The following is a 24091-nucleotide window of genomic DNA, read 5'->3' on the forward strand; positions in this document are numbered from 1 at the left end:
AGTTGCTCAGATGCAAGCGGACGGAACACAACACCTTAATCATAATTCGAGAGGCGGGCTCGGCGGCTGGGCGCAATCCGTATCCGGTAAGGGTGTGGATTGCGACCCCGCTGACGCGTCGGCCCTCGAGCACATTGATCGTTCCGCGTGGCGGCTAATCGTCGCGTCGCTTGCCATTTGGAGGTCTTTTCCGTCGGCGTTCTGGCTCGATCCGGACCAACTACGGATCAACGGGAAGCGGAAGGCGCTGGAATTCTGCTGGCTGGGATTCGTCGGCGCTTTCTTTATCGTCGTGGTCGCGCCGACTTGGCAGCTTAGTTATTCGATGGTTGCTAATCCTGGGCTAGAACGAGAAATTCTAGCTCTACCGCTGACAAGTCTATGGAACATCAAAGAAGAACCCCGCCTCGAATACATTCCGAATACTGTCGCTTCGTACGATGCGCCGTGGATGCAGGAGCGCATCGAAGACCTATGGGGCGATGAAGTCGGTGTTGGTTGGATCGATCCGTTGGAATCCGAGGAACTAGATTACTACGTCAACACGATGATTGACCAGGAACACCTTTGGGGTGACTCATGGATTGGGCGTATGTTAAGGGAACCGTGGTTTACAAATCTGTTGGGAATTCAATTGTCGCTGCAGGACGGGAGCCCGCCAAGTTGGCAATGGGTGTTCTGTTGCTTGTTCAAGGAGATTATTCCGTCGATTCGATTGGTCCTGGTCCCATTGACAGCCTGGCTGGCAATCATGGTCGCCATGCGGCTGTTAGTTAGACGCACTTCAAGGGCAAAGGACGGAATACAGTGTTTGAGAATCGCATGCTTGATTCCCATCCGCTACTCTTGGATTGGCGCGCTTCTGTTGGCTGCTGCGTTCTTTGTCGCTCCGGATGCATCACGCCAATTACGGAGTCATGCTTATAGTCCACTACTTGTTTTGGCCGTAGCCGGTCCCATACTGGTATCGCTCAGACCGCTCTGGTCTGCAATGCGTGCCTTCCATCCTGAGTGGACTTGCCGCCGTCGCGTGATCCTGATGGCATCTACGCTTCTCGCGCTAACTGTATTGGTTGGATCGATCGACTTCGCGGCAAGATATACACGCTTTTATTTCTTTTTGAAGACGGGCCGCTGGATTGGAGAAACGTGTAATTTTTCCCTCTGGACCTGAGACCGATTAGCCATAATCATGATAGACCTGACTGAAACAAGCCCCGCGTCGATCCCAAATGGACATTGGCTCCTGCCGATTGTTTCGATCATATTGTCGGTCATTCTGCTCCTTTCTCCGGCCCCGCCAAGATGGACCGCTGACTTTGCCGGCGCTTGGCTCTCTGCCTCAGGAACATCCCACATCACTGAAATGACCCCCCCGCTCATCCAAATCGGAAACAACAGGTATAGTATCGTCTTCTGGTGCACCCCAGTCCCCCTCTGGGCTTGCATGTTCCTGGCGTTCGGATTCACCGGACTTTCGACTGCCCGTTACGCATTCTTCACGGCATTGTATGGCTCACTTTTCGCAGTGCTGGTTCCCTTGCAGGTTGCCCTCGCTATTTACCTCCATCAGAAAGGCCTGCGGTGGAGCTTGGCGCATTATCCCATCTATGCCCTACTGCATTTCGCGGGTGCTATCGCAATAATAAGTGTTTCTAAGAAAGCCGCTGGATGCCACGGCAAAGCCCAAGGCCAACTCACCGTACCCTGATGTTGACTACGATAGATTGACTGGCATCACCACATACAAAAACACCGGACCGCTGCGGATCACACCGGGCCGAGAAGGCTCCTTCAGCTCAAAACTCAGTGTTTCTCCACAGACTTTCAACGCATCTACAAGGAACTCGGGGTTAAACCCGATATCCAGCGCCGGGCCGCCGTATTCGATCCCTGAGAGCTTCACCACTGCCTCGCCCTGTTCCTGGGCACGGCCGGAAAGCACCAGCCCCTCGCTGCTCACGTTGATGCGGATCCCCTTGGACTCAACGCCCGACAGCAGGGAGGCCCGCTTCACCGCACTCATGAATTCATCGGTCTTAAGCGAGATTTTCTTGTCGTTATCGCGGGGAACCACGTCCTCGTATTTCGGGAAGTGGCCCTCCACCAGCACGCTGCTGATCGTCGCCCGATCGCTGCGCAGAATGATCTGATTCGTCGAAAGCTTGACCTGAATCACCTCGTCAGCCGCAAAATGCAGCTTCGAGAGGAGATTCAGCGCCTTGGCCGGCACGATCGCGCTGACCTCTTCGCCGACCGACTTCTCCAGCGAAACACTCGACATCGCCAGCCGCCGCCCGTCCGTGGCGATCAATTGCAGGTTCTTGCCCTTCTTTTGCCAAAGAACGCCGTTGATCGCATAGCGCGTGTTCTCCCGCGCCGCGGCGAAGAGCGTCTGGCCGACCGCCTCGCGCAGCACGCCGACCTTCACGCTGAAATCGGCGTCGCCTTCCATGTCCGGAACAGGCGGAAATTCGCGGGCACTCTGACCAATCACCTGAAAATGGCTGTCCGCCCCGCGAATATGAAGAATGTCGTCCTTGGTCTCAAAGGCCAGCGTCTCATCGGCCGACTCCCGCACAAAGCCGAAAAACTCCGTCCATCACCATTCGAAGATCACTGATGAAATATGCGGGCTAGCCGGCGCTCGGCGGCGCGGCGCTCGCCTGGCCGGTCTCAAAGATCGAGACGACCAGAATGGCGGCGAGCGTTAAAGGGATGAAACGTCTTTTTTGTGATTGGCATTTGAGAATAGATTGTCCTTATTGTGATTCACCAATCCGCGCTGCGAATCGGATTCGGACGCGCCGCTGCCCCAGCCGCCAGCCGGCGAGGACCACGGGCGTGAACAATCCGACCGTGGGGAATACACCGGGGGCGCAGCACCCAGCCGCCGAGGTACAGGCATTCCCTACACCATCGCCGTCTGAGTCCGCCTGATCCGCGTTGAATACTGCCGGACAGTTGTCGTCATCGTCGGTCTTGCCGTCGCCGTCCATATCCGGCGCAATCTTGAAGGCGTTGTCGCTGAGGCTTCCCGTCACGTAGGCGTTGCCCGCGGCGTCCACGGCGATGCCGCCGGGCCCGGACAGGACGTGGCCCAGATGATCTCCGATCGCGTCGATAATCGTCGTGACAACTCCGGCGGGGGCGACTTTGAAGGTGTTGTCGCTGAGGCTTCCCGTCACGTAGGCGTTGCCCGCGCCGTCCACGGCAATGCCAGAAGGAAAAATAAGGCCGTTGCCCCCGTCGCCTGTCGCGTCCAGGATCTGGGTAATGACCCCGCCGGGCGTAACCTTGAACGCGTTGTTGCTGGCCTCTCCCACCAAGTAGATGTTGCCTGCGGCGTCCACGGCGATGCTCCGCGGATCGTTAAGGACATGCCCCGCGCCATCGCCAGTCGCGTCGATGATCTGGGTGATGGCCCCAGCGGACGTGATCTTGAAGGCGTTGTCGCTGACGTTTCCCGTCACATAGGCGTTGCCCGCGCCGTCCACGGCAATGCCTTCAGGATTATTGAGGACATGGCCCGCGCCGTCGCCAGTCGCGTCGATGATCTGGGTGATGGCCCCAGCGGGCGTGATCTTGAAGGCGTTGTTGCTGCCGTTTCCCGCCACGTAGGCATTGCCAACGGCGTCCGCCGCGATACCGATCGGAAAACTAAGCGCATGGCCTGTGCCGTCGCCGGTCACGTCGATGATTTCGGTAATGACCCCGGCGGGCGTGATCTTGAACGCATTATTGCTGAGACCTCCCGTCACGTAGGCGTTGCCCGCGGAGTCCACGGCGATGCCAAGAGGAAAATTAAGACCATTACCTCCTCCGTCGCCGGCCGCGTCGATGATCTCGGTGATGGCTCCATCGGGCGTGATCTTGAAGGCGTTATCGCTGCCGCGACCCGCCACGAATACGTTGCCCGCAGCGTCCACGGCGATACCGCGAGCTTCATCGAGAGTATTACCCGTGCCGCCGCCGGTCGCGTCGATGATCTTGGTGATGATGAACTGGGCGCTCGCTTGGCCGGTCTCAAAGATTGAGACCACCAACATGGCGGCGAGCGAATAATGGATGCGACTTCTTTCTCGTAATTGGCATTTGAACATCAATCTCTCCATCACAGGCCCCAGATTACAATCGCGATTCCTTCGTTCGGACGCTTCTACGGACAGCCGCCGTTGGTGATGCAGATCACGAACGAGTCGGTGTCTAGGCCGTTGATGTTTCCGTCCTGCCCGCAATCGGCAAGCAGGCGGTCGCAGTTCGGATAGGCCGCCGCGTAGCCGGCTGGGTCAATCAGCGCCAGCGCGAACGGGTCGATGTCGAACGTGTTGACGGCGCCGTCGCAGTTCAGGTCGCCCAGCAGCCCCTGCGGCCCAAGGCTGACGGCAATTCCGTCGATGAAGATACCGCCCGGTGAGTCCAGGGGAATGCGGACGGAACGGATTTGCGGCGTTTCACCCACCAGCCCCACAAAATCGATGGTAAAGTAGCAACTCGTTGCCGTGGTACTGGTCGAAACTGAACCCAGAAGGTTGCCGGTTGCACCAAGCCCGTCGTAAAGCAACGCTGTGTCCCCGGGATTGTATCTACTGGAGCATGGCCGGCCGACCCAGGAACTGAAGCCGAACGAGGTCAACGGTTCGCTGAAGTTGAGGATGAGATCGCCATGGGCCGTGTCCAATGGGGAATTGTAGTTTCCGATGTAATCGCCCGGATCGACCGCGGGGTCCCGCGGAAGTCGGAAGAAGTCGAATCCCGGCGAACTCCAATCGAAGCATCCGATGTAGTAAGGCCCATCTTCATAACCCGGAGGAGGGGAGGACCCCAGCGTTGTGACGGTGACCTGGTTGCCCCCCACGTCGATTGTGAAGGGGGTCCAGTAGTGCGCCCCGCATGCAGACGAATTCCATATGTTGTAAAACACACTGTCCGGCATATCTAGGAAGCTGCCGATCGGCTGCAACTGCGCCGGTGCCCTAGAAGCTGCCGCCAACAGGACCACGATTGCGGCCACCGCCGCATGATGCCAGCGAACGCCCGTGCTACGTGCTTGCATGAGAACCTCCTTTGCAGGCGACAAGCCGCAATTGCGATCCCTCCGTTCGGACGCTCGGCATGGACCGTCCAAGCTGAGCGTGCCCGCCGTGACCTCGGTTCTCTCCGGGCCCACAAGGGAGGGGCGGGTCAGAGGGAAGGAGGCCGAATCCGTACCACGTAGGTTCGCTCCAGATGGTCTTGGTAGCGATGGTGGACCAATCGACGTTTACGGGTTCGCCTTGGCAAATGATCGCAGGTCGAACGGCGAAGTGCCCAAACTGGCTCAAGGTGACAAGCGGTACAGGTGAGAACGAGCAGGACAGCGAAAGGCTGACATCCATCAGCACCGCCGAAGCGTAGAGGCGACGGGACCAATGCCGGGAGAGTCGCGGAATAGCCAAGACGGCTCGCATGATAAGCACGTGTCGAGGCATAACGGTATGACGCCGATTCGAAGTCCGATTATCGATTTCTTGATCGACACATAATATAATAACCAGATGGAAACACTACGTGCAAGTCCGAGTCCATTTTTCTTAAAACCCGACAATCGCCAACCATTTGGGAGCTGTCCTCAAATAGACACTGCGGTAAGGTCATGTCATGTCAAGTGAACCAACCTTCCAGCCAACCGGGTGGCCGAATTCGACTCCGAGAATGGCAACGCCAAGCTTACTCAGCTGACAGTCGTAACACGCACATATTGACCAAGCGTGCTGTTGGGACGACCTGCACCTGGTAAACGTGCGTGGTCTTCGCAGACGATGAGGCTCGAAGCCACGAGGAAGCCAGTTCCTAACCCGAATATTTCATCAGGTCGGCGTTGAATAGGAATAGAAAAAGCCTCGAAGCCTTGTAGACTGGGGTTTCGTAAGAACATTCCGGTCCATAGGCAGGGAGGCTTTTTCGTGACAGACTGTAACAGCAAACCGATGTTCTTTTCCAGTCTCGGCCGCAAGAAAATCGTGGCCGATTTCACAGGCGGAACGCTCACCTCAGACGCCGGGGGTCTGCTGCTTCGGGAGGTCGAGCGGCGTCTGGGCCTGGTCGATCAACTGGCCGGGGTCATCAACGACCCGCGTGATCCGGCCCGAATTCAACATGACCAGCGGGTCATGCTGGCCCAGCGCATCTTTGCCATTGCGATGGGCTACGAAGATCTCAACGACCATCAAGCCCTGCGGAGCGATCCCGTGCTGGCGGTCCTGACCGGGCGGCCGCCGAGCGCGGATGAGCCGCTGGCCAGCAGTCCGACCTTGTGCCGGCTGGAGAACCGCGTCACGCGCGGCGACCTGGCACGAATGTCGCGTGTGCTGGTGGAGCAGTTCATCGCGTCCTATGAATCGCCGCCGGAGGAATTGATCCTCGACTTCGACGCGACCGACGATCCGATCCACGGCAACCAGGAAGGCCGCTTCTTCCACGGCTATTACGACCACCACTGCTTCCTACCGCTGTATGTGTTCTGCGGCTCGCGGCTGCTGGTCTCCTACCTGCGGCCCAGCAACATCGACGGGGCCCATCACGCCTGGCCCATCCTGAAGCTGCTGGTGCAGCGCTTGCGACAGGCGTGGCCCGGGGTGCGGATCATCGTCCGCGGGGATTCCGGCTTCTGCCGCCGGCGAATGATGAAATGGTGCGACCGGCACGGCGTCAAGTACGTGCTGGGCCTGGCCCGCAACACCGTCCTGGAGAAAGCGGCCGAGTCCTTCATGCAGGCGGCCGAGGCCCAGTTCGCCACCACGCAGCAGAAGGTGCGGAACTTCCACGAGATCGAGTACGCGGCGCAGACCTGGGATCGCCCGCGCCGCGTGATCGTCAAGGCCGAGCGGCTGGTTCAGGGGCCCAACGTTCGATTCGTGGTGACCAACCTGACCGACCGCACGCCGAACGATATCTACGACGGTCTGTACACGGCCCGCGGCGACATGGAGAACCGCATCAAGGAGCAGCAGCTCGGGCTCTTCGCCGATCGCACCAGTTGCCACGCCTTCCTGGCCAATCAGTTCCGGCTGCTGTTGTCCTCGGCGGCCTACGTCCTGGTGGAAACGCTGCGCCGCACGGCCCTGGCCGGCACCGAACTGGCCGAGGCCCAGGTGAACACCATTCGCCTGAAACTCCTCAAGGTCGCCGCGCGGGTGGTCGTCTCCGTGCGCCGCGTCGTACTGCGACTGTCGAGCAGCTGCCCCCTGCAGGACCTGTGGCGATCCCTGGTTCCACGACTCCGCCTGATCCCGCCCGCCCCATCATGACCCGAAAAACAACCTGATCACCGCTTGGGGGTAAGGGGGCCCTGCGCGCTCCAACCTCCACCTTCGTCCCTCCGCTCACGCACAAAGCCGAAAAACTCCGTCCATCACCATTCGAAGATCACTGATGAAATATGCGGGCTAAAGCGGCTTGCACATCTGCGTAGCGTCCGGCGCCTCTGCCGGACGTGAATCTCAAGGAACATTTTCTGAGATACAACGCTGCATCAACGCGCAATCTGCCATAGCCGAGGGGGCCTACATGCTCACAGCAATCGAGCGTCGGAATAAGGCGAGACTGACAAGGAAGAATGCCAGTCCAAGTCCGGCCACTGTAACGAATTCGGTCCATACGTTTGTCAATCCCGCGCCTCGAAACAGAATCGATTGCGAGAAGCTGACAAAATGCCGGGACGGAAGAAACCACGAAATTGCCCGGAGCCATTCCGGCTGGCTTTCGACAGGTGTGCTACCGCCGGAGAGAAGTTGCAGCACGATGATCGAGAGAATGATGAGCAAGGCGAATTGGCCCATTGTGCGAGAAACTGTGCCGAGGAAAATGCCGAGAGCCGTGGCGAAGAACAGATAGAGCGTGGTTCCGCAGAGATACAGGACAAGTGAACCTGCAAACGGAACGGCAAGCAGCCCCCGCACAACAAGAGTGAGTGATGCCGCAAAGGCGACAAGAATGACCAGCGCATTGGCCCAGACTTTCGCCATCGCAATGTCAAAGGCGGACAACGGCATGACGAGAAGATGCTCGATGGTGCCGTGTTCACGTTCGCGGATCAACGCGGCTCCGGTGAGAATGATGGTGAGCATGGTTACGTTGTTAATGACGCCGATGACGCTGAAGAACCAAGTCTGAGTACGATTGGGATTGAAGGCCGCCCGCGTGACGATGCCCACAGGCTTGGGCGGACTTTGCATAGTCCGTTCGGCGAAACGAGCGACTTCGTCGCTGATGATGTTGGTAATGTAGCCAGCGCCGATGCCGGCTTGCATGACAGCGGTCGCATCGATATTCATTTGAACTTCGGGCGACCGCCCTCGAATCACGTCGGCCTCAAAGCGGGGCGGGAAGCTGACGATAAACATGAAGCGGCCCTGATCCATCGCGTCGTCAATTTCATCATCCTGAAGAATCTTCGGTGTCAGAAAATTGGGCGGGTAAAACCCGTCGATGATTCGTCGCGATAGCGCGGAGTGGTCGTCGTCCACGAAAGCGATGGACACGTGGTTAACGCCGTAGCCGGTCGCCGTCCCGTTGACGTACACCGCCAGCGTGAACGAATAAATCAGAAAACCTACAATCCATCTATCGTGCTTGAGACTGCTCAACTCCTTCAAACCAAGCCAGAAGATATTCTTCCATCTCGCCATTATCGTGCCTGTTTCTTCAGAGCAAGGGCGCTCAGCAGCGTGAGAACCGGAATGAAAAGGGCCAGCGCGATGAGGTCCCTCATCAGCTCGCTCACTCCCAACCCCTTGGTAAACGCCCCCACGCTCATCTGCATGTAGTAAGTTGTCGGCCAGAGCATCCCCATGATCCTGGAACCGCCTTCAAGCGTTGATACCGGCTGCATCAGTCCCGAAAACTGTACCGTGGGCATCATGGTCAGAATTGTCGTGCCAAACACCGCCGCCATCTGGCTTGATGTGAAGGTTGAAACGAGAAACCCCAGGCCCGTGGTCGCGACAAGATAAAAAAACGCGCCGACCGTCAGCATGAGGGCGCTGCCCTTCAAAGGCACTCCAAAAGCAAAAACGGAAAGCAGAGTCAGTATGGCGAAGTTGAACATTCCCGCGCCCACATACGGTATCTGCTTACCGAGGATGAATTCAAGTCGCTTGCTCGGCGTCACGTGAAAGTTCGTGATGGAGCCGAGTTCCTTTTCGCGCACGACGCTGACGGCCATGAGGATCGCCGGCAGGAGCATGAGAAGGATGGGCGGGATGGAAGGCACCATCGCGTACACGCTCTCAAAGGTCGGGTTATAGCGATATCGGGGCTCAATATTCACCCTCAGTGCGGCGGCGCTATTGTGAGGATTGCGGCGCTCGCGCTCCTGCAAGAAGTTGGCGTGAACGCCCTGAACATAACCCTCGATGGTCTCGCCACGCGAGGGATTCGAGCCATCGACCCAGGCTGAGATCTCCGTGGGCGCGCCGCGATGCAAGTCTCGCGCGAAGCCCGGAGGAATCTCCATGGCCAACGTGATGTCATTCGTTTTCAACCGCTCCTGCATTTCATCGGGAGTGCCGAAGCCGGGTTGTTCCTTGAAATAGGCAGAGCCGGCGATGCTGTGAATATAGGCGCGGCTCTCCGGCGTCTGATCGAGATCCAGCGCCGCAAAGCGGATTTCGTCCACGTCCGACGTGATGCCGAAGCCAAACAGCACCATCAGGATCAGCGACCCCGCGAAGGCAATTACGAGCCGTACGGGGTCTCGCAGAATCTCCAGCGTCTCTCTATGAGCGTAGGCCAGCAGTCGAACCAGACTGAGAAACGAAGCAGGACGCGAGGCATCCTCGTCCAGCGCCGCATCGAGGTGCGGGACATCCGATGCTCCCTTCAATTCGGAATCTCCCCCGGCATCCTCCATGTAACCGATAAAGGCGTCTTCAAGGTTGCTCGCACCTCGCGCGGCGATCAGGGCCTTTGGTTGATCGCAGGCCAGAACCCGCCCTGAGTGCATGAGCGATATTCGGTCGCAACGCATCGCTTCGTTCATGAAGTGCGTCGAGATGAAAATCGTGACCCGTTCCTTTCGCGAAAGATCAACCAGCAATTCCCAGAATGAATCGCGCGCGACCGGATCGACGCCGGAAGTCGGCTCATCCAGGATCAGCATTTCCGGCTCATGGATGATGGCCACGGCCAGTGAAAGTCGCTGCCGCAAACCGAGCGGAAGCACCTCTGCGAGCTGATCGCGATAGCCGGAGAGCCCGAAACGATCGATGAGTTCATTCACCCTTCCTGGAAGACGCTCAGTGGGCAGCGAGAAAAGCCGGCCGTGCAGCAGGAGGTTATCTCGTACCGTAAGTTCCCCATACAGCGAGAACGACTGCGACATGTAGCCAACTCGCTTTCGCGTCGCGAGGTTTTTGGGGTCCACAGGCTGGCCGAACAGCCATGCCTTCCCATCGCTCGCCGGCAGCAGGCCCGTCAGCATTTTCATGGTTGTCGTCTTGCCGCACCCATTCGATCCGAGGAATCCGAAGATTTCGCCTCGCTCAATCTCGAAGCTCACGTCGTTCACCGCCGTGAAGTCTCCAAACCGGCGTGTCAGCTTTTTTGCCACGATGACCGGCGGTCCGTCGCTCTCCGCACGAGGGGGAATGACAAGTTCATGGGGGTTGCCTCTTTTTTCCTCCGGAAGCAGCGACACGAAGACAGCTTCCAAGGAGGCTTTTCCCGTGCTTGCTTTCAACTCACCTGGCGAGCCGGACACGAGGATCTGCCCGGCGTCCATCGCCATGAGCCAATCGAATTGGTCCGCTTCCTCCATGTAGGCCGTGGAAATCAGGACGCTCATGCCGGATCGCCCTTTTCTAATGTCCCGAATGAGATTCCAGAACTGCCGACGCGAGAGCGGGTCCACGCCGGTGGTCGGTTCATCGAGAATGAGTAAGTCCGGATCGTGGATCAGCGCGCAGCAGAGACCGAGCTTCTGCTTCATCCCTCCCGAGAGTTTTCCGGCGGGTCGTTCGATGAAGGGTTCAAGCCCCGTCGCATGGAGCAGCTCCACCGCTCGCATCCGGCGCTCCCGCGCTGATTGACCGAAGAGCCGCCCGAAGAAGTCCAGGTTCTCCGCGACACTCAGCTCCATGTACAGATTCGATCCCAGCCCCTGAGGCATGTAGGCGATGCGCGGGCACACCGCGTCGCGGTGGCGGGCGGATCGCATGTCGCCGCCGAGGACAACAACGCTTCCGTTTTGAAGTTTCCGCGCACCTGCGATCAGCCCGAGTAGTGTGGACTTCCCCACGCCATCCGGTCCGATGGTGCCCGCCATGCAACCCGCGGGAATCTCGACATCCACGTCAGCCAGCGCGCGCGTTTTCCCATAGACGTGTGTCACGCCAGTCACATTGACCACGGTGGATGGCATGTTCGTCATTGGAAAAGTCTTTACTGTGATGTGCCGAGGTAACGCTTCTCCAGAAATGCAGGCCAGGGGACGGCGTCTTCGGTCCGCACATAACCGACCCCCCTCACACCCGTCTTCACTCTCTCGATATGCGGGATAACCAAGTCAGGCGGGATTCTGAGCCGGACCCGAAACATGAGCTTCTCACGTTCCTGAAGGGTTTCGACTTGCTTGGGAGTAAACTGAGCCTCAGGCGATACAAAGCTGATCGTCGCGGGCACGGCAAATTCGGTCGTGGCCGCGTCAAACGTGATGCGAGCGTCCGATCCAATCGCCAATCGAGCGGCATCCAGCGACGGCAGAAAAATCTCCATGTACACGTCTGTCAAGTCTAGCAGCGTCACAACTTTTCCGCCTACACCCAGCACCTCTCCGGGATTGACGAGTCGATAAAGCACGCGGCCCCGCGTGGGCGATCTCAGAACGCAATCGTCGAGCTGCGCCTGAATGACGCTCACCGTCGCCTCAGCTACTGTGACGCTTCGACTTGCCGTCACGAGCCTCGCTTTGGCCCCGTGAAACGCTGCCGCGGCCGAATCGCGATCGCTTCTTTTTTGAGCCAATTCAGTCTGAGACGCCGATCCCGACTGCACCAGCGGTGAAACACGGCCAAGTTCGTATTCGGCAAACGTCAGTCCGCTTTGACGCTGCGCGATCATCGCTTCGTATTCGCTAATGGCGGCTTCCGCCTCAGCCACGCTGGCCTTGGCCCTCTCTAGCTGCGCCTGGAGTTCAGTCATGTCCATGCGGGCAACCACCTGATCAACCCCGACCATGTCGCCTTCGTTGACCAAAATCTCCGCGACCCGCCCCGCATACTTCACGGCGACATCGACCTGATCGGCCTCAAGCCTACCGTTGCCACTCGCGATCCCCTCCGGCAGGGCCGAATCTCGGTCATGTTGCCATTTCCATATACCTCCGGCGACAATGGCAATCAAAACGACGATGATGGAAATCCGCTTCAATTGCTTCGCTTTCATGGGCTATGACAATCGTAGTATATGTTTCCAGAAGAAAGATCACCGAGGATACTTTAACGACGCCAATCCCTCGCTACGCTCTTCCCTGGCGCGAGCCGACCTCGTCTCGGAGCGGGAACCACAACGCTTGGCCGCGGAAGCAACACCATCTTACAGGATCGTCCGGCCGGTCGGTGAAACTACCCAATACCGCCGGTTCCAAGCCTTCCCCTTCCTGTCGTTGTCCCAGTTAGAACGACCGCGAAGAGGCCCTATTAAGCAATCGTGCATGTTGTGTCACTGATTGCCCGCCAGTTTGCAAACAATCGTGGAAACATCGCAACGGCATCCGCTGTCACGACGAACCAGCGCGGCGGACATCAAGATGAACGCGAGAATCCCCAGCCGGATCGGGCTCTCCAGGAATAGCGTCTGCGCGAAATCCATGTCCAGCTTCCCAATGTCCCGCCGTCCCAGCCGCCGCCGGGCGGCGTGTCTCACCCTCATAAGCAGCCGCGCGATCCTCCGTCGCGGCTCAAAAAGGCGAGAGCGCAGAGCAAGTGTAATACGAGGAGGGCGGAGTCTGCGATGGAACGGGCCATGTCACAAGTGCATACGAAACCGGCGGCCGTATGTCACGCTGCTTTTCGCGTAAAACCACCTTTTTCGCGCACAGCCCCAACACATGCCCGCCACGCGAGTTGCATTCGTCCCCAAAAACTTTTTTCGCCTATTGTCACCTTCGATTCTGCAACACTTGCGCGCGGCCCGGCGATCCTGCCTTCACCCTCGGCACCTTGGCCCCTCGACCCCGTGGCCCCTTTTTCGCCTTATGTCACTTTGGAAAATTCAGTCGATCGTCGAGATGGGCTGCACGCTTTTCGCCTTCGCGGCGCCGTCGCCGACGAGGGACAGCATGCGGTCCAGCGCCAGCCGCGCCAGCGCCTTGGTCTCCGGATCAACGCGGATCTGGTTTACCACGCGCCCGGCCGCCAGTTCGTCCAGCGACCAGAGGAGGTGCTTCATGTCCACGCGGAACATCGTCGTGCACAGACACTGGATGCCCGCCAGCAGGCGGATGGTTTTTTCACCCTCGAAGCGCTTCGCCAGGCGGTGTACGAGATGAATCTCCGTCCCCACCGCCCACTTGCTGCCCGGCGCCGACGCCTCGATCGTCTTGATGATGAACTCCGTGCTGCCGGCCAGGTCGGCCTTCTGCACCACCGACCAGTCGCACTCCGGATGCACGATCACCTTGTAGGCCGGGTCGATCGCCCGAATCTCGTCGATCTGCTGCGCGGTGAAGAGCATGTGAACGCTGCAGTGCCCCTTCCACAGAAGCACCGTCGCATCGCGCACCTGCGCGTCGCTCAGCCCGCCGCCGACCTCGTGCGGGTCATAGACCGCCATTTGGTCCAGCGCGTACCCCATGCCGAAGGCCGTGTTCCGTCCCAGATGCTGGTCCGGCAAGAACAAAACCTTGCGAGCTCGGCCGTCGCCCTCGCGATCCGTCAGCGCCCATTCAAGCACCTGCCGAGCGTTCGAACTCGTGCAGCAGGCTCCGCCGTGCCCCCCGACAAACGCCTTCACGGCGGCCGTCGAGTTCACGTAGGTAATCGGGACAATCGTCGCGTCAGTGACCGATTCCAGGTGTTCCCAACAGTCTTCAAGCTGCTCCAGGTTGGCCATGTCGGCCATGCTGCACCCGGCGGTCAGATCGGGCAGGATCACTTTCACGCGGTCGCTGGTCAGAATATCCGCCGACTCGGCCATGAAATGCACGCCGCAGAAGATGACAAATTCGGCATCCTTCTGCGCCGCCGCGAGTTGCGAGAGTTTGAAGCTGTCACCGGTATGGTCGGCGAATTCGATGACTTCGTCCTGCTGATAGTGGTGACCCAGGATGACTAATCTCTTGCCCAGCATAGCCTTGCGAGCAAGGATGGCCTCCCGCATCTCCGACTCGGTCAATCGGGCGTATTTAGGTGCCAGTGGTGGTTGGTAGAGCATCGGATAATCCTGGGTGGTTGTGTCGGGGCATTGTAGCGCCGGCAGGGCGCACTGCAATCGCTCCGAATCGACCTCAGTTGGCCGGACATCTGGCCTCGACGATGCCCATTGGGAAGTTCCTCCCCGGCCGACTCAAAAAGCCGCAAGTGCTGATGCTAAAAACCTTTCCAATCGGAGCTTAGATGGCATCTCCGACCCGTCGAAACGGTCTGGGCCTATGAGCAAATAATTTCTTTGGTGTGAAGAAAATCACAAGCTATAATGATCCAAATCGGGCTTCCGCCGTATAAGAAGTACCCGGAAAGCGGGAGATCATGAAGGATTCTCAATTGGAACTCGGCCTTACAAAACAGCGAAGCACCGATCTCAATTTCTTTTTGTATCGGCGTGCCCTCCATCCCGAGCTTTTCCACATCTACTTGGATAAGCATATTAAGTACGGGAACTTCCAGGCGGACATCTGGATCGTCGGCCTCGCGCACCTTGTCACCGTCCAGAGCGGTGGGACCATGGTCACCGAGCTGGCCGCCGTCCCCAGCGATCTGCTCACCGACCGTAATCTCGTCACCCAGTTCCGCTTCCGCGGCGAGCGTGACTTCCAGTACCGCTTCAGTGACAACATGCGGTACATCTTCAGCAGCCAGGTCGAGGAGATGACCGAGCACATCTTCCGTACGACCTACCGCGATCTCGTCCGCTATGCCAAGCAGAAGGGCCTCTATGTCCCCTACAGCCAGTGGGCGACAAACAGCCTGGAGCCCTTCACCTTCATCGATTACGAGACCCGGGCTCACGAGCTGCACATTCACGCTTACCACGCCTTCCCCGGCGAGTGGCGCATCCTCCGCACCCAGTCCATCTTCGAGACGGGTCCCTCCAACAAGAGAAACGCCTAGCAATCTTCGTGCCCGAAGTTCGGTTTCGAGAGACGCAACGAACCCTCCACGCGCCAAATCACGGTAACACCTTTTTGCGCGCCGGAAGCCGTACTTCACTCGTTCGTGGTACGAAACTTGCGTTACTTGAAACGGTTGCATTTCGCCGATGGGATTGCTAAGAATGATATGTCGATTGAGTTCTGTCCCTGTCATGTTCGATAACGGAGGCATCAGTCTTTTGAACCGATGCGTTTGAACCCAGGACGCCGGTTGGTGCATGATTCCCGGGCGAACTCCGATGCGTCGGAGAGGTCCAGGCTTCCCACGAGGCGCCCACCTAGTTAGCTAGGGTTCAAAAACCGCCTTCGACCGGCATTACGGCGGAGACAAAACTCGCCTTTGACAAAGAGACCCGTCCGGCCCGGCCGTTGACGGGTCTTCTTTTTATTGAGCCGCGCTCGCCGCTGTCTTGGGCATTCTTGCCCGCCCTTTCACCTACCCGTACTATTCTCACCTTCTCGCAAACCAGCCAATGGAGTTCCGTGGTAATGAAGCGATCCAAGTCCGCGATTCTTAAGCATGCGTGTCTCGCCGTCCTGTCTCTCGTGACGCTCAGCGGCACGTCCTGCCCGATTCCCAGCATCGGTCTCACCTGTTCCAACAGCCTCGACGGCACTGCCTTCGGTTTCCTCCTGACCGTTCCGGCGGACTTCGTCTGCACGACGGTCGTCCCCAATGACCAGTTGCTGGTCAGTGCCCGATATCGCCAGAATGTCACCGGTTACATCGCCTCGATCACCGTCAGTCCGACGACCGATCAGGGCACGGCCTCCGGCGACGGCGTGACAGTGACGGATCTCGGGGCCTATACGAACGCGAACAACATCACTTTCACCCGGACAAAAATCGAAATCCCGGCGATCAGCGCCTACAGCTACATCGCGACGGTCACGCTGCCAAGCGGCAACACGCTGGGCATCACGATCGCCGGTTTCACCGATGATCCGGCGCTGCTCACGATTCTGACGGCTATTCTCGACACCGTTCAGTTCCCCTAAAGCACGACCGAGATCTGTCCCAATGTCCGACACCTCGACGCTTGTGACGGCCGCGCACTTTGAGTACGTCGCGGCGCACACCACCGGGGACGACGGTTTCCTGCGCCAATTGAAGGATGCGGCGCGCGCTGCGGGGCTGCCCGCCATCTGGATCGCGCCCGAGCAGGCGGCATTCATGCAAATCCTCCTTCGCCTTGTGCACGCTCGCGAGGTGATCGAAGTGGGGACACTCGCCGGATACTCCGCCATCTGGATGGCCCGGTCTCTGCCGGTCGGCGGCCGCGTCAGAACCATCGAGCTCGATTTAGGACACGCAGCGTTTGCCCGAGAGTGGATCGGCCGATCCGACGTCGCCAAAAAGATCGAACTGCATCAAGGCGCCGGCGCCGAGGTCTTGCCGACGTTCGCGGATGATTCGGCGGATGCCGCCTTTCTCGATGCGGACAAGTCGAGCTACCCAATTTACCTGCGCGAGGCGCTCCGCATTGTTCGCCGCGGCGGATTGATCATGGTGGATAACGCCTTTGCATTCGGATTACTCCTCAGCGATCAGCCGACCGACCGCGAAGTTCCCGCCGTGCGTGCGTTTAACGAATACATGTCAACTGTAAAGCAGATTCAGAGCGTCATTGTCCCCATCGGCGACGGTCTGTGGGTGGGCGTCAAGCTCTGATGTCCGCTAAGAGTCACGTTCACGGGATTCGATCGCGGTGGATATGCCCGATAGATCGTCCGCCCATTGAGGATGGATTGATCGGCATCGCAGGCGGTCGCATCGTCGCGGTTGGCCGTGCGGGCGAGGTTGAGGCTGATTCGAATGAGGACATCGGCGATGCGATTCTGATCCCGGGCCTGATCAACGCACATACACATCTGGAATTGGGGTGGTGCCGGGGACTCATTTCACCTCGTCCGTTGTGGGAGTGGTTCGACGAGTTGATTCGGCTGAATCGACTCCCGGAGGCCGGGGCGAATCGCAGCAGATCCATCGCCCACGGGGCGGCCGAGTCGCTCGCGGCGGGCGTAACCTGCGTCGCGGACATATCCCGAACCGGGGCATCCGCCGAGATATTGCGTGGCACTCCCATCCGATCGCGATGTTACGTGGAGCTTATCAGCGAAGCCGCGACTTTGCCGAATAGCGCGGCGACTTTAGAGACGAGATTGTCCGGCCTGCTGCCGGCGGACGGCACTCGTTTCCAACTGGGCATTTCACCGCACGCGCCATACAGCGTTTCCGAGGCCGATTTGTCCGGTTGTGCCGAGGTGGCTGCGCGCCTCGACCTGCCGCTCATGATGCATCTGCTTGAGACCACAGAGGAGCGCGATTGGTACGGGCAAGGCGGCGGCGCTGTCGACGACTACCTTACTCGACACAATCTTAAGCGTTCAAAGACGAATGCGCCGCAAGATGCGATCGAACTACTTGCGCAAACCGGAATACTCGCACGCGCCCCGCTGCTCGCTCACGTCAACTACGTTTCCGACGATCAGATACGGCGAATACGAGAGGCCGGCGCCAGCGTGGTCTGGTGCCCGCGAACGCACGACTATTTCGGTCACGAAACGCATCGCTGGTGCGACATGATCGCGGCAGGCATCAACGTCTGTTTCGGCACCGACAGCCTTGCCAGTGCGCCGTCACTCTCCATCATTGAAGAGTTGCGACATGTCGCGCGATCAAGTCCCGGCACATCCGCGTCGACTTTGCTTGAATGCGCCACGATTCGCGCTGCCGTCGCGCTGCAACTCGATTCGGTCATCGGATCGCTCAGCATCGGAAAGGATGCGGATATGTCATCATTCCAGTGGACCGCTGATGGCGATGCCGAGCCTGCGAAAAACCTGATTCACAGTGGAAAGTCTGTGGAGAAGATTTGGATTCGCGGAGAATCCATCCACCAAACCCTACCCCAGGATTGACCCCGCGCACTCCCAAGTACCTTATAGCGCGCGGCTTGCAGTGATAATCGCTCGTTCGAATCCAACAACTGCCCTGGCCGGGCAAAGGTCCCTAAAAGTCTTGTTTTCGGGTTATCGGAAAGGTTACACTAGGTATCCCGGCCAGGCGTTCCGGTACTCACGCGGTTCCCCCCAGCCGCGCCCGGACCCTGGCCCCTTTTTTTTGATGCATTATTGGCTGTTGCTTATCAGACTTGCCTCATCACACTGGATCAGTTAATCCTCGCCGTCGTGCGACGATTGAGCCGGGTCGCTGATGAAGTCAGGCAGGGACCTAAAGCACGGGAGGAGTTACTTCGCCCATGAGCGATCAGGACCAGCGACTACAAATAGATGACGACTGGAAGAGCGAGGCGGCGGCGGAGAAAGCCCGTCTGGCGGAGACCGTGGAGGAGCAGGAATCCCGCGGAATGCCGGCCGCGGATTTCGTCGGGTTGGTTCAACTGCTCGCCATGCAGGCGGTCGTGGGTCTCGGCGGGTTTGCCGGGCCGGGCGGGCAGGAGATTCCGCCGAATCTCGAACTCGCCAAACATCACATCGACATGCTCGAAGTGATCGAGACCAAGACCAAGGGCAACCTGACACCGGAGGAGAAGCGGATACTCGATACGACGCTTCACCAATTGAGAATGGGATACGTGGAGTCATTGCGGGGCGCGTCGGCACCGCCGCGAGGACCTCAAGCCTGATTCGAAATCAGGCACGCGAATCCGATCAAATCGGACGGTCGCTCGTCAACCTTTTGGCCAGGCGGCGAGGACTTCGCAGGTCTTGTCCTGGATTTGCGTGAGGGGTCGCGTTTTGCCGGAGCCGTTGAAGAAAACGGCGAAGGCCAGCCACCGGCCCGACGTCGTTTGAACGTAGCCTGCCAATGTCCGCACGCCGTTGATATAGCCGGTCTTGGCAAAGACGCGGTCCTTCGTCAGGGGGCCGCGGAGCCTTCTTTTGAGTGTGCCGTCATCACCGGGCGTAGCAAGGCTGCTCTTAAGCACTTCGAAGGCGCCGCCCGGCGCGCGATACATGTAGGCCAGGACTTGTGTCGCCGCTTTGGCACTCACCTTATTGCTACGGGACAGGCCGCTTCCGTCGTCGATCGCATACTGGCCGGGAGAGGCGCCGACTTTCGCGAAGAACTCCGACAATGCCTCGCGTCCGGTCGCCCAGGAGCCAATGCCCTTCTTGTGCGCGCCGATGGCCTTCATGAGGCCTTCGGCCATCATGCCCAGGCTGTTTCGTCCGGAGCGTTGGAGCGTGCCGGTGATGGGCGCGCTGTGAACTGCTATGACGTGGCCGCCTTCGGGCAGTCGATCAGCGCCCAGCTTTACTTTCTCGCGTACTACCTTGCCCAGAACCTTGATTCCTTTGGCGGCCAACGATGTCTTGAAGGCTGAGCCGAAAAAGAGGCCGGGATCGCTGACGGTGACGGGGCCAAGGGTCGCAGGTCGCGCGACGGAGCCGGTGGCGATGATTGAGTCGCTGCCGCGTTTGCGACGAACGGAGACGGTCTGCTTGCCGCCCGATTTGGTCTGGTTTACGAATCGCAGAAATGTGTTTCCGGGGCTGAACGAGAGGATTGCCGGTTTTCCCGATGCGGCGGGGCGGGCGACGACATCGACGCAATTGTCGCAGAGGTTCAGGCCTCCGATCGGGGCTTCGTACCATGCCTGGAACTGGTCGGAAGGCCAGTTGGGATGTACGAACTGCTGATCGTAGATTGAATCGTCAATGACGATGTTTCCGGATACCTGCTTGACGCCCGCCGCTTTGAGCTTTGCCGCCCAGTCATGGAAGACGGCCGTGACGGCCTGACCCTTCTGTTGGCACAGCTTTTCATCGCCGAATGATGGATCGCCTCCGCCGACGATCACCAGGTCGCGGCCTCTGATAGAAAGCGAGGTCGTGAACTGATAGTCCCTGCCCAGTTGGTCGATTGCCGCGGACATGACCATCAGCTTCATGTTGCTCGCGGGGATCAGCGGCGTGTCGGCATTTTTCTCATAGATCGCGGCCCCGCTTGTCAGATCGACGACGCGCGCCGTGAGACGCACCTTGGGATCGTGGTGGCTGTCGAGCAGATCATCGAGACGCCGGCCAAGCTGGGCGATCGCGGCGGCATCCGGCGCATCCGACGCGCGCGACACGCTCGGCGCCGGGCCGAGAACTCCGCCGATAACCAGCAGGAAAAGCCAAGAAAACCGAGCGCTGCGCCAAGTCCGATTATTCATCTTGTTTGCACACATGAGCGAAGATATTACGTGTCGATCGGGATGTCGCAAGCTTTGACTTGAGTTTCAGGCCCTCATAAACTGGTTAGGGGAGCGGAGCGGCCGCGAAACGACGTATCTCACCTTTTCAATTGCATCACGTCGAACCGCCGGATCCTGCTTGCTCCGCATAGGGGCGGATCATGTCAACGGCGCCGGCCCAGTCGAAGTTTGCAGGGCTGCTCGTCGGGTCATTCCTTGAGGACTCGATGGACGCGTGCGCGGATCGTCTGCGACGCGCGGGCGTGCCCATTCACCGTGTCGACGATGTCTATGCTGCGATGGCCATGCTCACCGAACGTCCGGAATTGCGCATCGCCGTCGTCGATGTCAGCTCACTGGACCGGTTTGAGGCTTCTTTCGTCACCCTCGCACCGCGCTACTTTCCGCGTCTGCGGGTTCTTATTCCGCGGGCTTCAGGCACACTCGACCGGATGATCTCCCTCGGATTGACCGGCGAGCCGGCGACTCTGGAATACATCGAGGAGGAATTGCGGGGGATTGCAGGAAACGGCGGTCATGCGATTCTGGCCGATCAAGCCGCATCGCCTCGACGAGAGCCTCCGCCCACGCAACTCACACCGGCTTCGGCATTTCCGCAGCCCGACGACGAAGGAGACGCTCCCAGCGCCAGCAACGATGCCGCTGCAGTTTCCGAGCCATCGGGCGAACCATCGCTGCATGAGGCCGTACGAATGCGGATGGCGGGCAATGACCCACGCATGATCCGGCGCAAGCCCCCGACCGGACCATCCGCAGCCACGCCGCGTCCGCCGACTTCGACCTCGCTGTCCGCCGCCGAAGTTTCAGCCCTGCTCGGCGAAGAGTCCGGCGCCTCGCCAAACGAAGATACCGATGACGAAGGAACCGACCCCTCATGAGCGCCGGACAGGAAAACGGCAATCGACGGCTGCTTATCGCCGCGGACCTGAACCGATTGGGTCCGGTGGCGGCGGAATGCTTTGCGCCGCGGCCGATCGAGGGCGTCAACACCTACCTTGAGGCTATTGCCGAAATTCCGCGGGCTAAGACGGACGCGGTTCTGCTCGGCTTCGACGCAACATGCCGCAAGCTTGAGGCGGCCGTTGCCGGAATGAAATCCGTGGCAGCGGACATCCCTCTCGTGTTGTGCTGCGATCCGGCCCACGAGCCAGTCGTCAGAAAGCTTATTCCCCACGGCCTGGACGCCTACGTGATCTGGCCGCCGAGCGCGCGCGAGTTGGAAGACGTTCTCGGGATTCCTTCCAACCAGACACAACGACTCTGGATCGAGCAGCCCATCGTCGCTCCGGTGCCTACGGCTGAGGAGCTTGCCAGATTGGCGGATATTCTTGCCCGATCGGTTGCCGGCGACGAGACCATGCTGGACGCCATGGCATCGCTGGTCTGCACGGCCTTGAAGGCGAGCGATGCGACCATCGTCATCGAAGGCGGCACGGGGCGCGCTGGACGTGGTGCACACCGTGATGCCGTCTTGATTGAACCGATTCTCCAGGACGGCCGTCGCATCGGGCAGATTCGCATTGGTGATCGTTCGATCGGCGGTTTCACGCACGAAGACACCGCCAAGCTGCGACACTACGGCGCCTTGTTCGGCAATGTGTTGGCGGGAATTACGCAGGCACGAAAATGGCAACAGCTCGCTCATACGGACGATTTGACAGGCCTGCCGAATCGCAGGCGTTTGCTCCAGTTCCTGGATGAGAAAATCGAACTCGCCCGGCATCAGAAGGCGACGGTCACAGCGCTCATCTTCGATATCGATGATTTCAAGCGCTACAACGACACCTACGGACACGATGCCGGAGATCAGATTCTGGTCGAGGTCGGCCGGCTCTTTCAGCAATGTAGCCGAAGGTCGGACCTTGTCGCGCGTCACGGCGGAGACGAGTTCGTCGTCGTCTTCTGGGATCCCGAGGGCCCGCGGACACCGGGGTCGCAACATCCCGAGGCGTTTCTTCCCGTTGTCCAACGATTCCGGGAAGCGATGAAGCACCATACGTTTAGTCGTCTCGGCCGCGAGGCGACGGGCTGCCTCACGATCAGCGGCGGGCTCGCTCACTTCCCCTGGCAGGCATCAAACGCTACGGACCTGCTTAAGGCCGCGGATGTGGCACTGCTGCAAGCGAAAAAGGCCGGTAAAAATCGATTCTGGGTCATTGGTGACGGCCCGGTTTGCGATTGACGCTCAAGACGAGCGTACCCACTCCTAAACAGCAAGATCGACGAAGTCCTCAAAATGGGCTCGAATGCCATTTTCTTCGTGCAATCGCCACTGATAACGTTAAAATGAGGCAAGGAATCCTCGCTTTGATCGCCGAGCGCGGCAGAGCAGCTCGGAGGAATGGGACATGCCAGTTGACGTCACCGATCCGGCGATACAGCCGGGCTTGGTTCAGCAGCATCTCGAGCGAATCGCCGCTGCGCTGACCCAGCACGACGCCGACGGCGTCATCGTTTTCCGAAAGACAAACATTATTGCATTCACCGGCGTCCCACTTGAGCCATCAGACCGGCTCGTCTGCGCGTTCATCAATTCCGACGGGAGAATCGCATTTGTCGTTCCCGCCTTCGAGGCGGATCAGGCCGGTCGCCTTCCTCCGGATAGCGAGATCGTGACCTGGCAGGAGCACGACGACCCGTATGTCGCCGCAAGAATCGCCGCCGAACGAATCGGACTTTCGAAGGCGACCATCCTTGTTGATGGGCACACCTGGCTCGACGCCCGGGATCGACTTCAAGCGGGCATGGCCGGGGCAAAGCTCGTCCGAGACCCCGGCCTGCTTGACAACATTCGCATCATCAAGAGCGACGAGGAAATCTCCGCCATCCGCGCAGCGTGCGACGACACCGGAAAGATTTATTCCCTTGTTCGAAAACATATGCGTCCGGGAATCACGGAGCGAGAGCTCTCGCGCGAGGTCATCGATCAACTCCTGCGCATGGGCGTCACGCCTCACGGGGATCTGATTCAGGGCGGTCCCAGCGCGTCGGTCCCGCATCAGCCGACGGGACATCGCCGCTTCATCAACGGAGACGCGGTGATCGTGGATTTTGTCGCCCGGCGCTTCGGATACCACGGAGACATGACGCGTACGTTTTCCGTCGGGGCGATTTCAGACGAAATCGTCTCTGCCTACAGTGTCGTCCGGGAGGCCCAGGCGGCGGCCATCGCGGCCATCAAGCCAGGCGTCACTTGCGAGGAGGTTGACCGCATTGCCCGAGACGTCATCGAGCGTGAGGGGCTCGGTGATTACTTCACCCATCGCCTCGGCCACGGCATCGGGCTGGACGTACATGAGCCGCCTTACCTCGTTCAGGGAAATCGGCAGAAGCTAGAAGCGGGAATGTGCGTCACCGTGGAGCCCGGTGTTTATGTGCCTGATCGGTTTGGCATCCGCATCGAGGACGTGATTGCCGTCACTGAAAGCGGATGCGAAGTCCTTTCCGCGTCGGTCCCGACCGATCTATCCGATTCCTTCAGGTAAATTCCAGTCTCCACAGCATCGCCAGCGGC

Annotated in this window: 20 protein-coding genes; 11 read left to right on the forward strand and 9 right to left on the reverse strand. The window is 59.3% G+C overall.

Annotated features, from left to right (window positions below; genetic code table 11):
- Positions 1-10: 10 nt before the first annotated feature.
- Positions 11-1174 carry a hypothetical protein gene (locus HS101_09570; GenBank protein ID MBE7506520.1) on the forward strand — a complete coding sequence of 388 codons (1164 nt, stop codon included), beginning with the start codon at positions 11-13 and terminating at the stop codon, positions 1172-1174.
- A gap of 543 nt (positions 1175-1717) precedes the next feature.
- On the opposite strand, the gene dnaN is transcribed toward HS101_09570, so the two are convergent.
- From dnaN to HS101_09585, 3 genes are all read right to left on the reverse strand, one after another.
- A complete protein-coding gene (gene dnaN / locus HS101_09575) occupies positions 1718-2581 on the reverse strand; it encodes a DNA polymerase III subunit beta (protein MBE7506521.1) in 864 nt (287 codons plus the stop codon).
- Between the two features lie 181 nt (positions 2582-2762).
- Positions 2763-4103: an SBBP repeat-containing protein gene (locus HS101_09580; protein ID MBE7506522.1), complete on the reverse strand. Its 1341-nt coding sequence runs from the start codon at positions 4101-4103 to the stop codon at positions 2763-2765.
- Positions 4104-4159: 56 nt separating this feature from the next.
- Complete coding sequence (locus HS101_09585; protein ID MBE7506523.1) at positions 4160-5056, reverse strand: hypothetical protein; 897 nt, start codon at positions 5054-5056, stop codon at positions 4160-4162.
- A 173-nt stretch (positions 5057-5229) separates the two neighbouring features.
- Between HS101_09585 and HS101_09590 the strand changes: the two genes are divergently transcribed.
- On the forward strand, positions 5230-5397 hold the full coding sequence (locus HS101_09590) for a hypothetical protein (GenBank protein ID MBE7506524.1): 168 nt from the start codon (positions 5230-5232) through the stop codon (positions 5395-5397).
- Positions 5398-5969: 572 nt separating this feature from the next.
- Positions 5970-7289 (forward strand): IS1380 family transposase, encoded by a 1320-nt coding sequence (locus HS101_09595; GenBank protein ID MBE7506525.1) that lies wholly within the window; start codon positions 5970-5972, stop codon positions 7287-7289.
- A 255-nt stretch (positions 7290-7544) separates the two neighbouring features.
- Here the strand turns inward: HS101_09595 and HS101_09600 are convergent, their stop codons facing one another.
- The 5 genes from HS101_09600 to nadA all read right to left on the reverse strand — a co-directional run bounded on the left by HS101_09600 (position 7545) and on the right by nadA (position 14412).
- The gene (locus HS101_09600; protein ID MBE7506526.1) at positions 7545-8669 is read right to left on the reverse strand and encodes an ABC transporter permease; all 1125 of its coding nucleotides are present in this window, start codon (positions 8667-8669) and stop codon (positions 7545-7547) included.
- Positions 8669-11410 carry a ribosome-associated ATPase/putative transporter RbbA gene (rbbA, locus tag HS101_09605; GenBank protein ID MBE7506527.1) on the reverse strand — a complete coding sequence of 914 codons (2742 nt, stop codon included), beginning with the start codon at positions 11408-11410 and terminating at the stop codon, positions 8669-8671. Before rbbA ends, HS101_09600 begins: the two co-directional genes overlap by 1 nt.
- An 11-nt stretch (positions 11411-11421) precedes the next feature.
- Positions 11422-12423, reverse strand: a complete 1002-nt coding sequence (locus HS101_09610) for an HlyD family efflux transporter periplasmic adaptor subunit (GenBank protein MBE7506528.1) — start codon at positions 12421-12423, stop codon at positions 11422-11424.
- Between the two features lie 276 nt (positions 12424-12699).
- Positions 12700-12909 carry a hypothetical protein gene (locus HS101_09615; protein MBE7506529.1) on the reverse strand — a complete coding sequence of 70 codons (210 nt, stop codon included), beginning with the start codon at positions 12907-12909 and terminating at the stop codon, positions 12700-12702.
- A 342-nt stretch (positions 12910-13251) separates the two neighbouring features.
- On the reverse strand, positions 13252-14412 hold the full coding sequence (gene nadA / locus HS101_09620; protein ID MBE7506530.1) for a quinolinate synthase NadA: 1161 nt from the start codon (positions 14410-14412) through the stop codon (positions 13252-13254).
- A gap of 314 nt (positions 14413-14726) precedes the next feature.
- Between nadA and HS101_09625 the strand changes: the two genes are divergently transcribed.
- The 5 genes from HS101_09625 (at position 14727) to HS101_09645 (ending at position 18999) form a co-directional block, all read left to right on the forward strand.
- A complete protein-coding gene (locus HS101_09625) occupies positions 14727-15308 on the forward strand; it encodes a DUF2617 family protein (GenBank protein MBE7506531.1) in 582 nt (193 codons plus the stop codon).
- A 530-nt stretch (positions 15309-15838) separates the two neighbouring features.
- Positions 15839-16348 (forward strand): hypothetical protein, encoded by a 510-nt coding sequence (locus HS101_09630; GenBank protein ID MBE7506532.1) that lies wholly within the window; start codon positions 15839-15841, stop codon positions 16346-16348.
- 22 nt (positions 16349-16370) lie between these two features.
- The gene (locus HS101_09635) at positions 16371-17021 is read left to right on the forward strand and encodes an O-methyltransferase (GenBank protein MBE7506533.1); all 651 of its coding nucleotides are present in this window, start codon (positions 16371-16373) and stop codon (positions 17019-17021) included.
- Positions 17021-18271 (forward strand): amidohydrolase family protein, encoded by a 1251-nt coding sequence (locus HS101_09640; protein ID MBE7506534.1) that lies wholly within the window; start codon positions 17021-17023, stop codon positions 18269-18271. Before HS101_09635 ends, HS101_09640 begins: the two co-directional genes overlap by 1 nt.
- Positions 18272-18612: 341 nt before the next feature.
- The gene (locus HS101_09645) at positions 18613-18999 is read left to right on the forward strand and encodes a DUF1844 domain-containing protein (protein ID MBE7506535.1); all 387 of its coding nucleotides are present in this window, start codon (positions 18613-18615) and stop codon (positions 18997-18999) included.
- Between the two features lie 45 nt (positions 19000-19044).
- Here the strand turns inward: HS101_09645 and dacB are convergent, their stop codons facing one another.
- Positions 19045-20535, reverse strand: a complete 1491-nt coding sequence (dacB, locus tag HS101_09650; GenBank protein MBE7506536.1) for a D-alanyl-D-alanine carboxypeptidase/D-alanyl-D-alanine-endopeptidase — start codon at positions 20533-20535, stop codon at positions 19045-19047.
- Between the two features lie 182 nt (positions 20536-20717).
- Here dacB and HS101_09655 point away from each other — a divergent pair, with 182 nt between their 5' ends.
- The 3 genes from HS101_09655 to HS101_09665 all read left to right on the forward strand — a co-directional run bounded on the left by HS101_09655 (position 20718) and on the right by HS101_09665 (position 24062).
- Positions 20718-21455: a hypothetical protein gene (locus HS101_09655; GenBank protein ID MBE7506537.1), complete on the forward strand. Its 738-nt coding sequence runs from the start codon at positions 20718-20720 to the stop codon at positions 21453-21455.
- The gene (locus HS101_09660; protein ID MBE7506538.1) at positions 21452-22759 is read left to right on the forward strand and encodes a GGDEF domain-containing protein; all 1308 of its coding nucleotides are present in this window, start codon (positions 21452-21454) and stop codon (positions 22757-22759) included. The genes HS101_09655 and HS101_09660 overlap by 4 nt, the downstream gene beginning before the upstream one ends.
- Positions 22760-22925: 166 nt before the next feature.
- Entirely contained in the window at positions 22926-24062 is a 1137-nt protein-coding gene (locus tag HS101_09665) for an aminopeptidase P family protein (protein ID MBE7506539.1), read from the forward strand.
- Positions 24063-24091: the final 29 nt, after the last annotated feature.

This window comes from Planctomycetia bacterium (assembly GCA_015075745.1).
Lineage (GTDB): Bacteria > Planctomycetota > Phycisphaerae > UBA1845 > UTPLA1 > UTPLA1.

What these genes read in the sequence shown, in the direction of transcription:
- HS101_09570 (MBE7506520.1), top strand. Translation starts at nt 11, where the DNA reads ATGCAAGCGGACGGAACACAACACCTTAATCATAATTCGAGAGGCGGG.
- HS101_09580 (MBE7506522.1), bottom strand. Translation starts at nt 4,103, where the DNA reads ATGTTCAAATGCCAATTACGAGAAAGAAGTCGCATCCATTATTCGCTC.
- HS101_09585 (MBE7506523.1), bottom strand. Translation starts at nt 5,056, where the DNA reads ATGCAAGCACGTAGCACGGGCGTTCGCTGGCATCATGCGGCGGTGGCC.
- HS101_09590 (MBE7506524.1), top strand. Translation starts at nt 5,230, where the DNA reads ATGGTCTTGGTAGCGATGGTGGACCAATCGACGTTTACGGGTTCGCCT.
- HS101_09595 (MBE7506525.1), top strand. Translation starts at nt 5,970, where the DNA reads ATGTTCTTTTCCAGTCTCGGCCGCAAGAAAATCGTGGCCGATTTCACA.
- HS101_09600 (MBE7506526.1), bottom strand. Translation starts at nt 8,669, where the DNA reads ATGGCGAGATGGAAGAATATCTTCTGGCTTGGTTTGAAGGAGTTGAGC.
- rbbA (MBE7506527.1), bottom strand. Translation starts at nt 11,410, where the DNA reads ATGACGAACATGCCATCCACCGTGGTCAATGTGACTGGCGTGACACAC.
- HS101_09610 (MBE7506528.1), bottom strand. Translation starts at nt 12,423, where the DNA reads ATGAAAGCGAAGCAATTGAAGCGGATTTCCATCATCGTCGTTTTGATT.
- HS101_09615 (MBE7506529.1), bottom strand. Translation starts at nt 12,909, where the DNA reads ATGAGGGTGAGACACGCCGCCCGGCGGCGGCTGGGACGGCGGGACATT.
- nadA (MBE7506530.1), bottom strand. Translation starts at nt 14,412, where the DNA reads ATGCTCTACCAACCACCACTGGCACCTAAATACGCCCGATTGACCGAG.
- HS101_09625 (MBE7506531.1), top strand. Translation starts at nt 14,727, where the DNA reads ATGAAGGATTCTCAATTGGAACTCGGCCTTACAAAACAGCGAAGCACC.
- HS101_09630 (MBE7506532.1), top strand. Translation starts at nt 15,839, where the DNA reads ATGAAGCGATCCAAGTCCGCGATTCTTAAGCATGCGTGTCTCGCCGTC.
- HS101_09635 (MBE7506533.1), top strand. Translation starts at nt 16,371, where the DNA reads ATGTCCGACACCTCGACGCTTGTGACGGCCGCGCACTTTGAGTACGTC.
- HS101_09640 (MBE7506534.1), top strand. Translation starts at nt 17,021, where the DNA reads ATGTCCGCTAAGAGTCACGTTCACGGGATTCGATCGCGGTGGATATGC.
- HS101_09645 (MBE7506535.1), top strand. Translation starts at nt 18,613, where the DNA reads ATGAGCGATCAGGACCAGCGACTACAAATAGATGACGACTGGAAGAGC.
- dacB (MBE7506536.1), bottom strand. Translation starts at nt 20,535, where the DNA reads ATGAATAATCGGACTTGGCGCAGCGCTCGGTTTTCTTGGCTTTTCCTG.
- HS101_09655 (MBE7506537.1), top strand. Translation starts at nt 20,718, where the DNA reads ATGTCAACGGCGCCGGCCCAGTCGAAGTTTGCAGGGCTGCTCGTCGGG.
- HS101_09660 (MBE7506538.1), top strand. Translation starts at nt 21,452, where the DNA reads ATGAGCGCCGGACAGGAAAACGGCAATCGACGGCTGCTTATCGCCGCG.
- HS101_09665 (MBE7506539.1), top strand. Translation starts at nt 22,926, where the DNA reads ATGCCAGTTGACGTCACCGATCCGGCGATACAGCCGGGCTTGGTTCAG.